The sequence below is a fragment of the Streptomyces europaeiscabiei genome, from assembly GCF_001550375.1.
In the GTDB taxonomy this organism is placed as follows: domain Bacteria; phylum Actinomycetota; class Actinomycetes; order Streptomycetales; family Streptomycetaceae; genus Streptomyces; species Streptomyces europaeiscabiei.
In genome coordinates this window covers 1-15,236 of the sequence record NZ_LRTR01000409.1, presented here as the reverse complement: position 1 = coordinate 15,236, position 15,236 = coordinate 1, and the positions used below count along the sequence as shown (strand labels likewise).

Sequence of the window (15,236 nt, the reverse complement as noted above, 5' to 3'; positions counted from 1 at the left end):
GAAGGTCGGGCTGCCGCAGGTGAGGAGCTGGTAGCGGTCGTCGAGGCGTTCGACGAGCTGCTCCACTCCGAGGGCACGGCCTTCGCCGTCCCGCCGGCCCGTGCGTCCAACTCGGCGGTGGACGCCGACGGCGACCACCGCTCCCCCCGCTTCCCCGCGTCCATCGCCTCGTTGGCGAGCCGGTCGGCGTGCTTGTTCTGCTCTCGCGGCATCCACTCGTACGTCACGCGACCGGGCGGGAAGACGCGCGCGGCCTCGGCCGCCAAGGGCTTCATGTCGGGGTGTTTGATCTTCCAGCGGCCCGAAAGCTGCTCGACGACGAGCTTGGAGTCCATACGGACCCGGACAGAGGCCTCCGGGTCCAGCTCGTACGCCGCCTTCAGGCCCGCGATGAGCCCGCGGTACTCGGCGACGTTGTTCGTGGCGACCCCGATGTACTCGGCGGCCTCCACCAGCGTCTCGCCCGTCACCGCGTCCAGGACGACGGAACCGTAGCCCGCCGGCCCCGGGTTGCCCCGGGAACCGCCGTCGGCCTCGACGATGAACTCCCGCACGCCAGAAGCCCCTTACTACCCTTGCCGCGCCTACAGTCCGCTACTGCCTACCGCCGCCCACGGCCGCCCCTAGAGGCCCGACTCGGACGTACGGACCAGGATGCGGCCGCAGTTCTCGCAACGGACGACCGTGTCGGGCGAGGCCTTGCGGACGTCGTTGAAGTCGGTGATCGACAGCTCCTGGCGGCAGCCCTGGCAGGTGCGCTGGTACAGCTTGGCCGCGCCGACGCCGCCCTGCTGGTCGCGCAGCTTGTCGTAGAGCTTGAGGAGGTCCGCGGGGACCGAGCCCGAGATGACCTCGCGCTCCTTCGTCACCTTCGCCACCTCGGCGTCGATCTCCGCGAACGCGGCGTCCCGGCGCGCGGTCGCGTCGTCGACCTTCCCCTGGACGGCACCGACCCGCTCGGTCAGCTCGGCGACCCGCTCCTGCGTGGACTCCCGGCGCTCCATGACCTCCAGGACGATGTCCTCCAGGTCACCCTGGCGCTTGGCGAGGGAGGTGATCTCGCGCTGGAGGTTCTCCAGGTCCTTCGGGGAGGAGACGGCACCCGAGTCCAGGCGCTGCTGGTCGCGGACGGCGCGCTGACGCACCTGGTCCACGTCCTGCTCGGCCTTGGTCTGCTCGCGGGCGGTGTCGCTCTCCTCGGTCTGCGCGGCCACGAGCAGGTCGCGCAGCTGGATGTGGTCCTTCGTCAGCGACTCGATCTCGGCGTGCTCGGGCAGCGACCTCCGCCTGTGCGCGAGCTGCTGCAGGCGTACGTCCAAACCCTGGACGTCGAGGAGGCGGATCTGGTCGGCGGGCGCGGCGTTCAGTTGGGGGCTCCCAGTGGGTCAGAAGAAGAAGGGGTGCGCGAAGCGCTCGTTGGAAGGGCGGTGGCGGGCGACGGGTGGGAGGACGCCGCATGGGCGGTCCAGGGGTCGGTGACCGTCTTGGAGACGTGGACGCGCAGGTCCCATCCCTCCCGGTCGGAGATCTCGTCGAGCTGGGCGGCGGCCAGCTCGCACCAGGGCCATTCGGTGGCCCAGTGCGCCGCGTCGAGCAGCGCGAGCGGTGTGTGGGTGCCTTCCGTGGTGCGGGCGACGGCCTCGGAGGCCGGGTGGTGGCGCAGGTCCGCGGTGAGGAAGGCGTCGACACCGGCCGCGCGTACGTCGTCGAAGAGGCTGTCGCCGGAGCCGCCGCTGACGGCGACCGTGCGGACGAGCGCCTCGGGGTCACCGGCGACCCGGATGCCCTGCGCGGTGGCGGGCAGCCGCTCGGCGGCCCGCTCGGCCAGCTCCCGTACCGTCACCGGGTGGTCCAGCTCGCAGACCCGGCCGAGACCGCGCCGCCCGGTCGGGTCGGCGGGGTCCGGTACGAGGGGGCGTACGACCCTGAGGTCGAGCGCGCCGGCGAGGGCGTCGCTGACCCCGGGGTCGGCGGTGTCGGCGTTGGTGTGGGCGACGTGCAGCGCGATGTCGTTCTTGATGAGGGTGTGCACGACGCGGCCCTTGAAGGTGGAGGCCGCCACCGTGGTCGTACCGCGCAGATAGAGCGGATGGTGGGTGACCAGTAGATCGGCGCCCAGCTTCACCGCTTCCTCGACGATCTCGCGCACCGGGTCGACGGCGAACAGGACCCGGGTGACCTCCTGGTCCGGGTCTCCGCACACCGTGCCGACCGCGTCCCACCCCTCGGCCCTCTCGGGCGGCCAGAGGGCGTCGAGCGCGGCGATGACTTCAGACAGACGGGGCACGCACAAAGGCTACCTGCACTCCTCCTGTCCCCGACCGGCCGCGGGTCACTTGACCGGCCGCCCGTCGGCCAGCACATCCATCGCCGTTCCCTCAGGCGAATCGCGGGACGTGCACCCTTATGTGTGAAGGGGGTCCGGGTTGTCCCATGTCTGTGCGTACGAAAACTAGCTTCGTCGCCGGAGGTGATCGAACCATGACGGCCTGTACACCACCCTCACCCGCGACGGGCCACGGGAACGAGACGGGACGGGAGATCGACGGGAAGAGACCCGGCGCGGAAGCCGGCGGGAACGACACCACGGGCGGCGGCGAAGGCGGGGGCGGGAACGCAGAACCCCCGGCGCCCGGGTGTGTGATCACCGCCGACGGGACGTACGCGGCGCGCCTCGCGCTCGACGGCGAGTCCTGGTTCCCCGAGCGCTGGACCCTGGACGGCCCCGAGCCGTATGCCGTGCCCCTGCCCGGCAACCAGCCGGAGGAGCCCGGCACGGAAGTACTGCCCCTGACCGACGGCCGGGTCCTCATCCACCGGCTGGCCGCCGACCGGCACCTGTTCTCGCTCCTCTACCCGACCGGGCCCGGCACCGGTGAACTCCCGCTCGGCGCGGTCGAATGCGCCGATCCGGCGGCCGAGTTGCGGCTGTTGCCGCCGGCGCCGTCCGGAGAACGGGCTTACGCCCTCGCTCTGGGCCGGAGCGCCACGACGGTGTGGCTGGTGGCGGGCGGGGCGTTCGGGCCGGAGATGCTGGCGCAGGTGCCGGGGCGGTGTTCGGGCGGGGTCTGGCTGGACGCGGCGGGCCGGCTGCTGGCCCTGGACCAGGAATGGGAGGGCCGGACGAAGTCGGTGGTGGTCGATCTGGAGCAGGGCGGCGCGGTCTCGCCGCTGCTGCAGATCGCGGACGACAGCAACGACCGGGTACTGCTCGCCGACCCCGACAGCGGGCTGCTCCTGATCCGCTCGGACGCGCCCTCCCCCGGTCACGACCGGCTCGGCTGGGGTGTGTTGGGCAGTACGCTCCCGGTCCGCTTCCCGGAGTGCCTGCGGGTTCCCGACGGCCACCGCATCACCCCGTTCGCCATCCAGCCGGGCCAGATCCTGACCCCCGAGAGCTGCGGGGTCGCGCTGCGTGTGGACGGCCCCCGGGGCAGCTGGGTCGGCGTCTGGCGCCCGGCGGCGCGCCGGATCCTCCATCTGCCCGCCCCGGAGGGCTGGTTGGCGGGGGCGGGGCTGTGGAGCCGGGAGGGGGTGCTGCACCTGCCGTACGCGACGGGGGCGGTGCGGTGCGGGGTGGCTCGGGTGGCGGTGACCTGGGAACCGGAGGAGCCGGAAGAGCCGCACGAGGCACAGGAGGTGGCCCGGGAGGGTGCGCGGGAGAGGGGGCCGGGCTGCGAAGAGGCCCCGGGGCCGGAGGCCACGGACGCGTCGCCCCGGTCCGGGGCGACGGGTGCGGAGCCCACCGGGGCGGGGCCGTCCGCGCCCGCGGTCGCTCGGCCCGTGCCGTTGCAGCAGGCGCCGTTGGAGGGGCGAGTGCCGGAGGAGGTGACCGTCGGGTGAACGTGATGTGCGGGCTGCGTGCGACATGGAAGCGGCGCGGGCGACACGCCCTCGGGCGCCTTCGAAACATACCGGGTCGCCCGTTAAAATCACCCGCCGGTAAGAAGATCATTCGACGGGGAACACTTCCAATGAGCGACGTGCACACATTCCAGCCGCCCACGGCCAACCCCCACGAGGCGGACGGCCACGGCAGACACCGGGGCCAGCTCTCGGCCCAAGAAGCCGAGAAGCCGAGCCCTCGCGGGCGCCACCGCAAGCCGGCCGAACACACGGAGTCGACGACGTCCGCCTGAGCGGCGGCACGAGTCCCCTCCGGTCACCTCTGGAGAAACGTCAATTCGACGCCAGAACCGACCACCACGGCATCCGGCCCCGCCCGTCGACGACGGGCGGGGCCGTCCCGTTCCGGATACGGGTACGGGTACGGGTACGGGTACGGGTACGGGTACGTAAGGGTCCGGCGGTCCCTCCTGGTGCCGGGCGTCGCGACGGCGCGGACGTTGCCTGCCGCGGCACTAGACCTCGGCTGCCCCCCGACCGTGCCGCAGCCCCAGCACCTCCGCCGCCGCGAACGTCTCCCCCTCCGGCCGGTCGGCGTAGTGCGACGTGAGCAGCCCGTCCAGTTCGTCGTACGTGAACGCGTCCTGCTTGGTGTCGAACTTGGCCTGCACGCGCGGCCGTTCGACGATCGCGACCATGCCGCCGTGCACGACGAAGAGCTGGCCGTTGACCTGTGCGGCGGCGGGTGAGGCCAGGTAGCCGACGAGGGGGGCGACGTGCTCGGGGGCGAGGGGGTCGAGACCGGTCCCGTCACCGTCCGCCGCCCCCGGCAGGCCCGCGAAGACGTCCTCGGTCATCCGGGTGCGGGCGCGCGGGCAGATGACGTTCGCGGTGACGCCGTACTTGGCGAGCGCGAGGGCCGTGGAGGTGGTCAGCCCGACGATTCCGCCCTTCGCGGCGGCGTAGTTGGGCTGACCGGCGGAGCCGGCGAGGAAAGCCTCGGACGAGGTGTTCACGACGCGCCCGTACACCGGCCCGCCCTCGCCCGACTTCGCCCGCGCCCGCCAGTGGGCGGAGGCGAACCGGATCGTGTTGAAGTGCCCCTTGAGGTGCACCCGCACGACCGAGTCCCATTCCTCCTCGGACATGGAGAAGACCATGCGGTCGCGCAGGATGCCCGCGTTGTTGACGAGGATGTCCAGCTTGCCGAAGCGGGCGACCGCCAACGTGACCAGTTCCCGGGCCTGTTCGTGGTCGGACACGTCACCGATGTGCGCCACCGCGCGACCGCCCGCCGCGCGGATCGACGCCGCGACCTCCTCGGCGGGCCCGGTGGACACCTCACCGGAACCGTCCCGCCCCGGTCGGCCGTAGTCGTTGACGACGACGGCCGCGCCCAGCCGGGCCAGCTCCAGCGCCTCGGCCCGGCCGAGGCCACGGCCCGCGCCGGTGACGATCGCGGACAGTCCTTCAAGCGGCAATGCCATTCCCGAGCCCTTCCCCTCTCGCATCCGCGCGGTGGTCAGATCTCGATGCAGGTCCGGAGGGCCACCCCGGTGCGCATCTGGTCCAGTGCCTCGTTGATGTCGGCGAGGGGTACCCGGTGGGTGATCAGGCCCGTGAGGTCGATGCGGCCGGCCCGCCAGAGGGCGATGGTCCGCTCGTAGGAACGCAGGACGTCTCCACCGCCGTACATGGACGGCAGGATCCGCTTCTCGTCGAAGAACAGCTCGAACATGCTGAGCTGGAGGAAGTCGTCCAGCGCTCCCGCGCCGACCACGACGAGCGTGCCGCCGCGCCGGGTGGCCTCGTACGCCGTGCGGGCGGTCGTCGAGCGGCCGACGACCTCGAAGACGTAGTCGAAGCCCTCACCACCGGTGACGGACTGCTTGACGTCGGCCAGCTCCTCCGGCGAAATCGCCTTGGTGGCACCGAACTTGAGGGCGGCCTCGCGCCGCGAGACCACCGGGTCGACGGCGACGATCTCGGCGGCGCCCTTGAGCCGGGCGCCCTGGATCGCCGAGATGCCGACGCCTCCGCAGCCGATGACCGCGACCGACGAACCGGCCTCCACGTCGGCGGTGTTGAGGGCCGCGCCCAGCCCGGTGGTGACTCCGCAGCCGATGAGGGCGGCGATGTCGAAGGGCACGTCGTCCGGTATCGGCACCGCGCAGCCGGCGTCGACGACGACCGCCTCGGCGAAGGTGCCGGTGCCGGCGAAGCCGAAGACGTCCCCGGCGGGCCGCCTGAAGTTGGGCGTTCCGGCGTTGAGGAATCCGGCGAGGCAGAGATGTGTCTGACCGCGCTTGCACGCCGGACAGGTGCCGCAGGCCGGCAGCCAGCAGACCACGACCCGGTCGCCCGCCTTCAAGTGGCTGACGCCCTCCCCGACTTCGACTATCTCGCCGGCCCCCTCGTGCCCCGGCACGAACGGTCCGGGCTGTGGCAGCACCCCGGCCATCGCGGACAGGTCCGAGTGGCACAGCCCCGTGGCCCGCACCCGGATCCTCACCCGTCCCGGCCCGAACCCCACCGCCTCGACGTCGTCGAGCACGTCGAGCTTGTCCTGGCCGATCTCGTGCAGTACGGCTGCGCGCATGGTGCGGCTCCCCTCAGGAGTACCTGACCTACGGTCGTGCTGAACTGGTCTTTCGTCGGCGCGTTCGCTGACTTGCTCGTCGGCGCGTTCGGTGACTCGTTCCTCGCTTCGTTCCTCGTCTTGTTCGTCGTCTCGTTCGTCCGCTCATTCGTGCTCGACGACGGTGTCCGCCAGTACCGGCGCGTCGTCCCGCTCGACGGCGGTCACCGCCACCCGCACCGAGCGGTCGTCCGGCCGCCACATCCGGATGCGGAGGGTCTCGCCGGGAAAGACGACGCCCGCGAAGCGGGTCCCGTACGAGCGGACGCGGCCGACGTCCCCGCCGAGCACCGTGTCCACCACGGCCTTCAACGTCATCCCGTAGGTGCACAGCCCGTGCAGGATCGGCCGGTCGAACCCGGCGCGCCCGGCGAACTCGGGGTCGGCGTGCAGCGGATTCCAGTCACCGGAGAGGCGGTAGAGCAGCGCCTGGTCCTCGCGGACGACCCGCTCGACCTCCTTGTCGGGCGCCGTCGTCAGCGGTTCCTGCCGGGCGGACGGCCCGCGCTCGCCGCCCCAGCCGCCCTCTCCCCGTACGAAGATCTGCGCCTCGTTCACCCACAACGGGCCCTCGGCGTCGGCGACTTCGGTGCGCATGACCAGGACGGCCGCCTTGCCCTTGTCGTACACCGCCGCCACGCGTGAGGTCGCGGTCGCCCGCCCCTCGACCGGGATCGGCCGGTGGAGCTCGACGCGCTGGCCGCCGTGCAGGACCTTGGCGAGGTCGACGTCGACGCCGGGTGCGTTGAGGCCGCCGATGACGTCCGGTGAGCCCGCGCCCGCGACGGTCGCGAAGCTCGGCAGGACGTGCAGCCGGGACTCCAGCGTGTAGCGCAGCTCGTCGGGGTCGGTCGCGGGGATGCCGGCGCCGATACCGAGGTGGTAGAGCAGGACGTCCTTACGACTCCACGCGATCTCGGCGGAACGGGGCTCGGCCGCGAGCGCCTTGGCTGCGTCGATGGGCATGGGGCTCCTGTGTGCGATGCGTGGCGGAAGGTGGAGGACGGAAGGCTGGTGATGGGTGGCTTGCGCTGAGAAACCTCGGTACGACCGTCCGCACCAGCGGTCGCACCGAGGTCGTCACGGCCGACCCGGAACCCGCCCACCTAGAACGCGTTCCAGCCCGGCGACCCTCTGTATAGCCGAGCCACGTGCACTTGTGAAGACTCCTGACAGTGCGTCAGATGTGCTTGGCGGACAGAGCGGGGCCGGGAACGGGGCGGGGAGCAGGTTGTTCGACCGAGGGCGCGTGGGGGCTTGTCGCGCAGTTCCCCGCGCCCCCGAGAAGCAGGGGCCGCGCCCCGCGCTTCTCGGCCCGCAGGGGCCGTGTCCTTCAGGGGCGCGGGGAACCGCGCAGGCAACCACACACCACCCACACCCGTCCGAATCGTCGCCTTCGCCCTACTCTTGGGCCGTGAACGAGATGCCCCGGGATCACCGGACCGCCAAGTCCATCAGGGTGCTGCTCGCCGAGGATCAGCGGATGACGCGGGGCGCGTTGGCGTTGCTGCTGGGTATGGAGGCGGACATCCGGGTCGTGGCACAGGTCGGGGCGGGGGACGCGATCGCGGACGCGGCGCTGACCCATCGGCCGGACGTCGCGCTGCTGGACATCGAGCTGCCCGGGATGAGCGGTCTGGACGCCGCCGCAGAGCTGCGGGACCAGGCGCCCGACTGCCGGGTGCTGATCCTCACCACGTCCGGCCGGCCCGGGTACCTCCGCCGGGTCATGGACGCCGGCGCCGCCGGGTACCTGGTCAAGGACGGGCCCGTGGGGGAGCTGGCCCAGGCGATCCGCCGGGTGCTGACCGGCGAGACCGTCGTCGATCCGGCCCTCGCCGCGGGCGCGCTGAGCGCCGGGCCGAGCCCACTCACCGACCACGAACGCGACACCCTCAACGCCTCCGCCGACGGCGCCACCGTCGCCGATGTCGCCGCCCGGCTGCATCTCTCCGAGTCCACCGTCCGCAGCCACCTCACCTCCGCCATCGGCAAGACCGGCACCCGCAACCGCATGGAGGCGATGCGGGAGGCCCGGCAACAGGGGTGGCTGTAGTCCCGCGCCGCCCGGCAGGGGCGCCGACCGCGGGGCAAGGCCCCACTCGGCCCCGGCCCACGGGGCCTCGGGTCGACTGCGCGCGGGCAGCGCGAACCAGCCGTGGCCGCCGGATGCCCACCCCCGTGGGGCACCCAGCCACCCGCCGGCCCACCCATTGGTCCACGCACCCTCCGCCCGGTCACTTCGTGACCTTCGCCGACTCGTACCCCACTCCCTCCGGCGCCAGCGCTACGAACCAGCTCGCCGGAGCACCCTTCACGTCGACGATGCGGGGGTTGCGCAGGTCCGCGTGCCAACCGTCGTCCCGGTTGCGCTTGACGTCGACGAACGTGTCGTCGGACCAGGTGACGCGCACTTCTCGGGCGGTGGGGGCGACCTGCCCGATGACGAGGCGCTTGGGGGCGCCGTCCTTGTCCCAGTCGCCGGTGCGGAGGACCATCGCGGAGACCTCCAGGTCCGTGCCCGACAGGGCGTCCGCCTCGCCGTCGATCATCGCGCCCGCCTGGCCCTCGTCCACGAGCAGGCGCACGAAGTGCCAGCTCTTGCCCACGAGGTCAGCGGAGCCGTCCACGCCCGTCGGCACATCCCCGAACAGTCCCATCGCGGCGAACTGCCGGGCGGCCTCCGCCTTGTCCCTCGACGGCTCCCAGGCGTCGATCTCCACCCGCCAGACCGTGCCCTGGTCCCGCCCCTCGGCCAGCGTGGTCCGCCATGGTTCGTCCATCCGTCGGACCTCTGGCGTCGCCGCCGGCGTCACTCGGTCTCCGCCCCCGTCCGGCACAACGGTCACCGCCAGCGTCCCCGTGGTGCCCGCGATCACCACGGCGGCGGCAGCGGCGACCGCCCACCGACGGGCCTTGCGGCGCCGGCCGCCCCGTACGACCGCCTGGTAGGGGGCTATACCGATCTCGACCTCGCCGGCCGCGTCCGCCAGCAGGAAGGCGATGTCTCTCTCCACCGCGGTGCTGGATGTGATGTCGCCGTGCGTGCTGTCGCCCCGCGTCATGCGCCTGTTCGCCTTCCCGTCCTTGCCACCTGCGCCGCCCGAGCCGTCCGCGCCCTTCACGTCCCTCACTTCCTGCCTCCCTGCGTCACCATCTCGGCCAGTCCCGGTATGGCTCGGAGCTTCGCGATGCCCTTCGCCGCGTTGCTCTTCACCGCGCCGACGGAACAGCCCATCGCCTCCGCCGCCCGGCTCTCGCTCAGGTCCTCCCAGTACCGCAGGACCACGGCCTCGCGCTGGCGCGGCGGCAGTTGGGACAGGGCCGTCAGCAGGGCGCCGCGGTCGTCCGCCTGGGCGATGCGGTCGTCGCTGTCGGGCAGCTCGGGCACCAGGTCCGAATCGCTCCGGGGCGCCAGGAACTCCTTGAGGCGTCTGCGGTGCTTGCGCGCGTGGGCGTTGATCATCACGCGCCGTACATAGGTGTCCGGGTCGTCCGCCGAGCCGACCCGGCGCCAGGCCACGTACACCTGCTCCAGCGTCGTCTGGACCAGGTCCTCCGCCGCGTGCCGCTCCCCCGTGAGGAGAAATGCCGTACGCATCAGCCGTGGCCAGCGGCCGACGAGGAAGCCTTGGAACTCCTCGTCCCGAGCCTGCTTCCGATCCCCCATGGGCACCTCCTAGATGCTTCTAACAGTCCACGAGGGCCCGGATCCGTTGCCTCGTGCCACAGGAATCCCCGAACCTGACGGCACGTCACTTCCTCACGGGCGAGTCAAGTTTTGCTTAGTCACCCAAAACAACGGAATAGTTGCCCAGGCGTACAAGGTTCAGACGGCACGTACCCCTCACCCGGCCAGGAGGCCCCGCTCAATGACGCAGCCGCACACACCGCCGACGACCGATCGGCCCACCCCGGGTTCCACAGGGGCCACACGTGCCTCCGGGGCGATCGTCCCGGTGCTGGCCTTCGCGGGAATCGTCGTCGCGGTGATGCAGACCCTGCTGGTCCCGGTGATCAAGGACCTCCCGCAGTTGCTGGACACCTCTCCCAGCAACGCGACCTGGGTACTGACCTCCACCCTGCTGTCCGGCGCCGTGGCCACCCCGATCATGGGCCGTCTCGGCGACCTCTACGGCAAGCGCCGCATGCTGCTCGCCAGCCTGTCCGTGATGGTGGTCGGCGCACTGATCAGCGGTTTCACCAGCGCGCTCCTCCCGATGATCGTCGGCCGTACCCTCCAGGGCTTCGCCATGGGCGCGATCCCGCTGGGCATCGGCCTGATGCGCGACGAACTGCCCCGCGAACGCCTCGGCTCCGCCATGGCCCTGATGAGCTCGTCCATAGGCGTCGGCGGTGGACTCGCGCTGCCGCTCGCCGCCGCGGTCGCGCAGAACACGGACTGGCACGTCCTCTTCTTCGGCGCCGCCGGCCTCGGTGTCCTCGCCATCGTGCTGACCCTCGTCGCCGTACCGGAGACGAAGACGCGCGCGCAGGGCACCTTCGACCATCTCGGCGCGCTCGGCCTCTCCGTCGGCCTCATCCTCTTCCTCCTGCCGATCACCAAGGGCAGCGACTGGGGCTGGACCTCCGCGACCACGCTCGGCCTGTTCGCCGCGTCGGCCCTGGTCCTGTTCCTCTGGGGTGTCCTGGAGCTGCGTATCCCCGCCCCGCTGGTGGACCTGCGCACCACCGCCCGCCGCGAGGTCCTCCTCACCAACCTCGCCTCGATCATGGTCGGCGTCTCCTTCTACGTCGTCTCCCTCGTCCTGCCGCAGCTCCTCCAGCTGCCCTCCTCCACCGGCTACGGCCTCGGGCAGTCGATGATCGTCGCGGGTCTGTGCGTGGCGCCGCTCGGCCTGACGATGATGTTCACCGCGCCGGTCTACGCCCGGATCTCCGCCAAATACGGCCCCAGGAGCACCCTCATCCTGGGCCTGCTCATCATCGCGGTCGGCTACGGCGCCGGGCTCGGCCTGATGAGCGCCGCCTGGCAGACCGTGATCGTGTCGGTGGTCCTGGGCGCGGGTATCGGCCTCGCCTACTCCTCGCTCCCTGCACTGATCATCGGCGCCGTCGACCCGTCCGAGACGGGCGCGGCGACCGGGCTCAACACGCTCATGCGCTCCGTCGGTACGTCCGTGTCGAGCGCCGTCATCGGCATGGTGCTGGCCAACACCGCGAACCATGTCGGCGGCGTCGCGATCCCGACCATGCACGGCTTCCGCGTCTCCTTCCTCATCGCCACCGCCGCGGTCGCCGTGGGCATCCTCGTGGCCGTCTTCCTCCCGAGCCGCCGCCCCGCGCAGGGGCTGACGCTCCGCGCGAGCAGCGAGGGCGGGGAGATCGGTGAGGCCGACGCGGTCTCCAGGGCGGACAGGGCTGCCGTCGCCCGCTAGGCCGAGGGGCCGCGCCCCTTCGACCCCCGTCCGCGGGTGCGTGGGGGCTGGTCGCGCAGTTCCCCGCGCCCCTGAAAAGCAGGGGCTGCGCCCCGTGCTTTTCGGCCCGCCCGGCCCGTCGTCCTCAGACCTGACGCCGCAGGGCCTGGTCCTTGAGGGGCGCGGGGAACTGCGCGAGAAGCGCCACCGGACCCGCACCCCGCCAACCGACCGAATCCCCCGAACCCTCCCGCCCAGCACCGCATGGCAGCATGGGGCGCCCCCAACGACGTACGGGCCCGAGGGCTCGTACGTCGGGCGCGCCCCATGCGTACGACGACACGGAGGACCCATGTCCGCGGCACCGAACTCCCCGGCCACCCCGGCGCCCAAGCCGGAGATTCTCGGCGCCTTCGAGTCGGCCAAGGGGTTCATGCCGGTGGGTGAGGGGCTGGCGCTGTACGCGGGGGCGGTGGAGGCGGGGCGGCTGGGGCTGCCGTTGCTGGAGGTGGGGACGTACTGCGGTCGGTCGACGATCCTGCTGGCCGACGCCGCCCGTGAGGCGGGGGTCACGGCGATCACGGTCGACCACCACCGGGGCAGCGAGGAGCAGCAGCCGGGCTGGGACTACCACGACGAGTCCACCGTCGACCCCGAGGTGGGCCGTATGGACACGCTCCCCACCTTCCGCCGCACCCTCCACCGGGCGGGTCTGGAGGACCACGTCGTCGCGGTCGTCGGCCGTTCCCCGCAGGTCGCCGCCTTCTGGGGCACCCCGCTCGGCCTCGTCTTCGTCGACGGCGGCCACACCGACGAGCACGCCACCGCCGACTACGAGGGCTGGGCCCCGCATGTCGCCCCGGACGGCCTCCTCGTCATCCACGACGTCTTCCCGGACCCCGAGGACGAGTTCACCGGGCAGGCCCCGTACCGCGTCTACCTCCGCGCCCTCGCCTCCGGCGCCTTCACGGAGGTCTCGGCGACGGACTCCCTGCGGGTGCTGCGGCGCACCGGGACGGGAATCTGACCCGCACCTCCCCGATACCTGGGCGCTCCCGTAGTACCTACGCCACCTCTATGCCGTGGTCCTGGACCAGTTCCTCCAGGCCACCCCGGTAGCCCTTGCCACCCACGACGAAGTCCCAGTCGCCGTTGGCGCGGCGGCGGAAGGAGCCGAGGGTGAGGGCCGTTTCGTCGGCGCGGCCGTCGGACACCTCCAGGCGGCCCTGTTCGGCTCGGGAGGGGTCCAGGAGGCGGATGCCGGCGTCGGTGAAGCCGGAGAGGTCGGCGTCGGGGTTCACGGCCGGGTCGATCGCCGCCACGAGGACGAGGCGGTCGGCCTCCGCCGGCAGCGTGTCGAAGGAGACCTGGATCGCGGCCTTGTCGGGTGCGGTCGGCGGGACGGCGCGGACCGTGCCGTCGGGGGTGCGGAGGTTGTTGTAGAACACGAAGTGGTCGTCGCTGAGGACCCGGTTGCCGTGGCAGACGAGCGCGCAGACGTCCAGGGCGACACCGCCGGTCCAGTACATGCCGAGCACGCTGTGGTCGTCCGGGGCCGGCGCCGGGGCCGCCCCGTTCGAGGTGTCCGCCGAGGTCCGCTGGGCGGGCAGTACCACGGTGGGGTCGGTCGAGGACACGGGAGCGGGAGCGGGGCGCTCGTCCGCCCCCAGGCGCCCCCGGAGCCCGTGCCGGTGGAGCAGGTCGACGAGTTCGCGGCCCGAGACCAGCTCCAGCGGCTTGCCGTTGGCGAAGGTGTGGGAACCCGGTCCGAACTTGGACGTCGTCACCAGGACACCCTTGTTGGCACCGGCGTCCTGGACCGTGCCGTAGAGGTCGCGGACGGCGGTCGGCGGGACGGTGTTGCGGTAGCGCTTGACCTGCACGACGATCTTGCCGCCCCGGATCGGGGCCGGGTCCAGGGCGTCGACGTCCACCCCGCCGTCGCCCGAGCGCTGGGTGGTGACGGCCTGCATGCCCATGGCCCGGAAGAGTTCCGCGACGAGTGACTCGAAGGCGAGGGGGTCCATCTCCAGCAGGTCGGGCTCGTCCTCGCCGCCGTGGGTGACGACGCCGTTGCCCACGTCGTCGGGCCTGCGCCCGGGGCGGACGGGGGTGCGCTGGTCCGGCCGGGCGGAGAGCTGCCCTCGCAGTCCGTCCGTCAGGCAGTCCACGGCGCTCACCTGCTCCAGGTGCAGGCCGGCGAAGACCGACCGGGGCACCATGACGGTGGCCAGGAAGATCTGGGCGCGGCGGCCGGTCGCCGGATCGTGGTCGTCCACGAACCCGTTCAGGACCACCGACTCCAGCGCGCCGAACTCGTCGGCGGCGAAGAGGTCGTGGAGCACCAGGAGGGCGCACTGTGCGAGGACGTCCCGGTAGAGGGCCCGCCGCTGGGTGACCGGGCGCGGGCGTTCCTTGTCCTGGTCGACACTCGGCATGTAGACGACGGTCTTCGCCTCGGGGACGACGTCGTACCGGGGCAGCTCCCAGTCCAGGACCAGCTGCCGTGCCGCCGAGTCGTACGCGGCACAGACTCCCCGGGGGAAGCCGTCGGGCCAGGCGGGCGAGGCGTAGAGGGCGGCGGAGAAGTAGTCGACGGCGGCTTCCGGGTCGCCGTCGCGCAGTGCCGTCGCCATCTGCGCGAGCCCGGCGTTGTGCCGCCGGATCTCCGTCCGCTGCTCTTCCGCCCACTGCTCGTACTGCCTTTGGTACTGGGCCAGTTGACGCTGCCGCTGTGCCTCTGCGGCCTGCGCCGCCTGCCAGTCGTGCTCGAACCGGGCGCGCGCCTCGGCCTGTGCCTGCGCCCGGCGCTGCGCGGTCCAACCGCCCTGCGCCTGATAGTGGTCGGGGTCCGGCATGGGTACCGGCTGGGCGAGCGGCCCCGGCGAGAACGGCTCCAGCCGCTCGGGGCGGGTGAGGGACGCGGCCCTGAACGCCGGGGCCCGGCAGCCCGCGGCCAGCAGCCCTTCCAGGGCCTGGACCTGCGCGTCCAGTTCCTCCGTACGCCGCCGGGCCTCAGCCTCGCGCTGCTGCCGGTAGGCCGCCTGCTGTTCCCGCTGGCTGCGCGCCACCTCCCGCTGGTACGCGCGCTGCCGACGCTCGTACTCGCGCTGCTGCCGCGCCTGTTCCTCCGACTGACGCTGCTGCTGGCGTTGTGCCTCGGCCCAGATCCCGGCCAACCCGTTGGAGCGACGACTCATACGCTGCAAGCCCTCCCACCGGAACTCCACCGACCGCGCGACGAAGCCCCGCCCCCACAACCAGACGTAACCGGACGACTTTATCCCGCGACGGCGCCTGCGCCTACCGCTGGTCAGCGCCCTGCCCACCGGGTGCCGCGTCCCGGCGGACGGCGCGCGGCCGCCGGGCCTTCC

At 72.3% G+C, this 15,236-nt stretch carries 14 protein-coding genes; 5 read left to right on the top strand and 9 right to left on the bottom strand.

Going from position 1 to position 15,236, the window contains the following annotated elements; translation table 11 throughout:
- The 3 genes from AWZ10_RS19680 to AWZ10_RS19670 all read right to left on the bottom strand — a co-directional run.
- Positions 1 to 554 (bottom strand): reverse transcriptase-like protein (locus AWZ10_RS19680; RefSeq protein WP_159058303.1); only part of this gene is annotated, 554 nt, incomplete at its 3' end.
- A 69-nt stretch (positions 555 to 623) separates the two neighbouring features.
- Entirely contained in the window at positions 624 to 1,367 is a 744-nt protein-coding gene (locus tag AWZ10_RS19675) for a zinc ribbon domain-containing protein (protein WP_046709271.1), read from the bottom strand.
- The gene (locus AWZ10_RS19670) at positions 1,364 to 2,287 is read right to left on the bottom strand and encodes a Nif3-like dinuclear metal center hexameric protein (protein WP_046709272.1); all 924 of its coding nucleotides are present in this window, start codon (positions 2,285 to 2,287) and stop codon (positions 1,364 to 1,366) included. Before AWZ10_RS19670 ends, AWZ10_RS19675 begins: the two co-directional genes overlap by 4 nt.
- A 194-nt stretch (positions 2,288 to 2,481) precedes the next feature.
- On the opposite strand from AWZ10_RS19670, the gene AWZ10_RS19665 reads away from it, so the two are divergent.
- Together AWZ10_RS19665 and AWZ10_RS52405 are read left to right on the top strand one after the other, a co-directional pair.
- Positions 2,482 to 3,843, top strand: coding sequence for a hypothetical protein (locus AWZ10_RS19665; protein ID WP_060891702.1), 1,362 nt, complete (start codon positions 2,482 to 2,484; stop codon positions 3,841 to 3,843).
- Between the two features lie 140 nt (positions 3,844 to 3,983).
- Positions 3,984 to 4,139 (top strand): hypothetical protein, encoded by a 156-nt coding sequence (locus AWZ10_RS52405; RefSeq protein WP_167365967.1) that lies wholly within the window; start codon positions 3,984 to 3,986, stop codon positions 4,137 to 4,139.
- A gap of 222 nt (positions 4,140 to 4,361) precedes the next feature.
- Here the strand turns inward: AWZ10_RS52405 and AWZ10_RS19660 are convergent, their stop codons facing one another.
- The 3 genes from AWZ10_RS19660 to AWZ10_RS19650 all read right to left on the bottom strand — a co-directional run bounded on the left by AWZ10_RS19660 (position 4,362) and on the right by AWZ10_RS19650 (position 7,450).
- Positions 4,362 to 5,333, bottom strand: coding sequence for a 3-oxoacyl-ACP reductase (locus tag AWZ10_RS19660; RefSeq protein WP_046709528.1), 972 nt, complete (start codon positions 5,331 to 5,333; stop codon positions 4,362 to 4,364).
- 35 nt (positions 5,334 to 5,368) lie between these two features.
- Positions 5,369 to 6,445, bottom strand: a complete 1,077-nt coding sequence (locus AWZ10_RS19655; RefSeq protein ID WP_060891701.1) for a Zn-dependent alcohol dehydrogenase — start codon at positions 6,443 to 6,445, stop codon at positions 5,369 to 5,371.
- Positions 6,446 to 6,589: 144 nt separating this feature from the next.
- A complete protein-coding gene (locus AWZ10_RS19650; RefSeq protein WP_046709529.1) occupies positions 6,590 to 7,450 on the bottom strand; it encodes a MaoC/PaaZ C-terminal domain-containing protein in 861 nt (286 codons plus the stop codon).
- 457 nt (positions 7,451 to 7,907) lie between these two features.
- On the opposite strand from AWZ10_RS19650, the gene AWZ10_RS19645 reads away from it, so the two are divergent.
- A complete protein-coding gene (locus tag AWZ10_RS19645) occupies positions 7,908 to 8,540 on the top strand; it encodes a response regulator transcription factor (RefSeq protein WP_060891700.1) in 633 nt (210 codons plus the stop codon).
- A gap of 181 nt (positions 8,541 to 8,721) precedes the next feature.
- Here AWZ10_RS19645 and AWZ10_RS19640 read toward each other — a convergent pair whose 3' ends face one another.
- Positions 8,722 to 9,618 carry a hypothetical protein gene (locus tag AWZ10_RS19640; RefSeq protein ID WP_234361213.1) on the bottom strand — a complete coding sequence of 299 codons (897 nt, stop codon included), beginning with the start codon at positions 9,616 to 9,618 and terminating at the stop codon, positions 8,722 to 8,724.
- Positions 9,615 to 10,154, bottom strand: a complete 540-nt coding sequence (locus AWZ10_RS19635; RefSeq protein WP_046709531.1) for a SigE family RNA polymerase sigma factor — start codon at positions 10,152 to 10,154, stop codon at positions 9,615 to 9,617. The genes AWZ10_RS19640 and AWZ10_RS19635 overlap by 4 nt, the downstream gene beginning before the upstream one ends.
- A 202-nt stretch (positions 10,155 to 10,356) precedes the next feature.
- On the opposite strand from AWZ10_RS19635, the gene AWZ10_RS19630 reads away from it, so the two are divergent.
- Both AWZ10_RS19630 and AWZ10_RS19625 read left to right on the top strand, forming a co-directional pair.
- Positions 10,357 to 11,883 (top strand): MFS transporter, encoded by a 1,527-nt coding sequence (locus AWZ10_RS19630; protein ID WP_046709532.1) that lies wholly within the window; start codon positions 10,357 to 10,359, stop codon positions 11,881 to 11,883.
- A 331-nt stretch (positions 11,884 to 12,214) separates the two neighbouring features.
- Positions 12,215 to 12,889: a class I SAM-dependent methyltransferase gene (locus AWZ10_RS19625; protein WP_060891698.1), complete on the top strand. Its 675-nt coding sequence runs from the start codon at positions 12,215 to 12,217 to the stop codon at positions 12,887 to 12,889.
- 37 nt (positions 12,890 to 12,926) lie between these two features.
- On the opposite strand, the gene AWZ10_RS19620 is transcribed toward AWZ10_RS19625, so the two are convergent.
- On the bottom strand, positions 12,927 to 15,062 hold the full coding sequence (locus tag AWZ10_RS19620; protein ID WP_205576518.1) for a restriction endonuclease: 2,136 nt from the start codon (positions 15,060 to 15,062) through the stop codon (positions 12,927 to 12,929).
- Positions 15,063 to 15,236: the final 174 nt, after the last annotated feature.

Excerpts from the sequence above, each read along its gene's own strand:
- AWZ10_RS19650 (WP_046709529.1), bottom strand. The coding sequence starts at position 7,450 with ATGCCCATCGACGCAGCCAAGGCGCTCGCGGCCGAGCCCCGTTCCGCC.
- AWZ10_RS19635 (WP_046709531.1), bottom strand. The coding sequence starts at position 10,154 with ATGGGGGATCGGAAGCAGGCTCGGGACGAGGAGTTCCAAGGCTTCCTC.
- AWZ10_RS19655 (WP_060891701.1), bottom strand. The coding sequence starts at position 6,445 with ATGCGCGCAGCCGTACTGCACGAGATCGGCCAGGACAAGCTCGACGTG.
- AWZ10_RS19630 (WP_046709532.1), top strand. The coding sequence starts at position 10,357 with ATGACGCAGCCGCACACACCGCCGACGACCGATCGGCCCACCCCGGGT.
- AWZ10_RS19645 (WP_060891700.1), top strand. The coding sequence starts at position 7,908 with ATGCCCCGGGATCACCGGACCGCCAAGTCCATCAGGGTGCTGCTCGCC.
- AWZ10_RS19665 (WP_060891702.1), top strand. The coding sequence starts at position 2,482 with ATGACGGCCTGTACACCACCCTCACCCGCGACGGGCCACGGGAACGAG.
- AWZ10_RS19620 (WP_205576518.1), bottom strand. The coding sequence starts at position 15,062 with ATGAGTCGTCGCTCCAACGGGTTGGCCGGGATCTGGGCCGAGGCACAA.
- AWZ10_RS19625 (WP_060891698.1), top strand. The coding sequence starts at position 12,215 with ATGTCCGCGGCACCGAACTCCCCGGCCACCCCGGCGCCCAAGCCGGAG.
- AWZ10_RS19660 (WP_046709528.1), bottom strand. The coding sequence starts at position 5,333 with ATGGCATTGCCGCTTGAAGGACTGTCCGCGATCGTCACCGGCGCGGGC.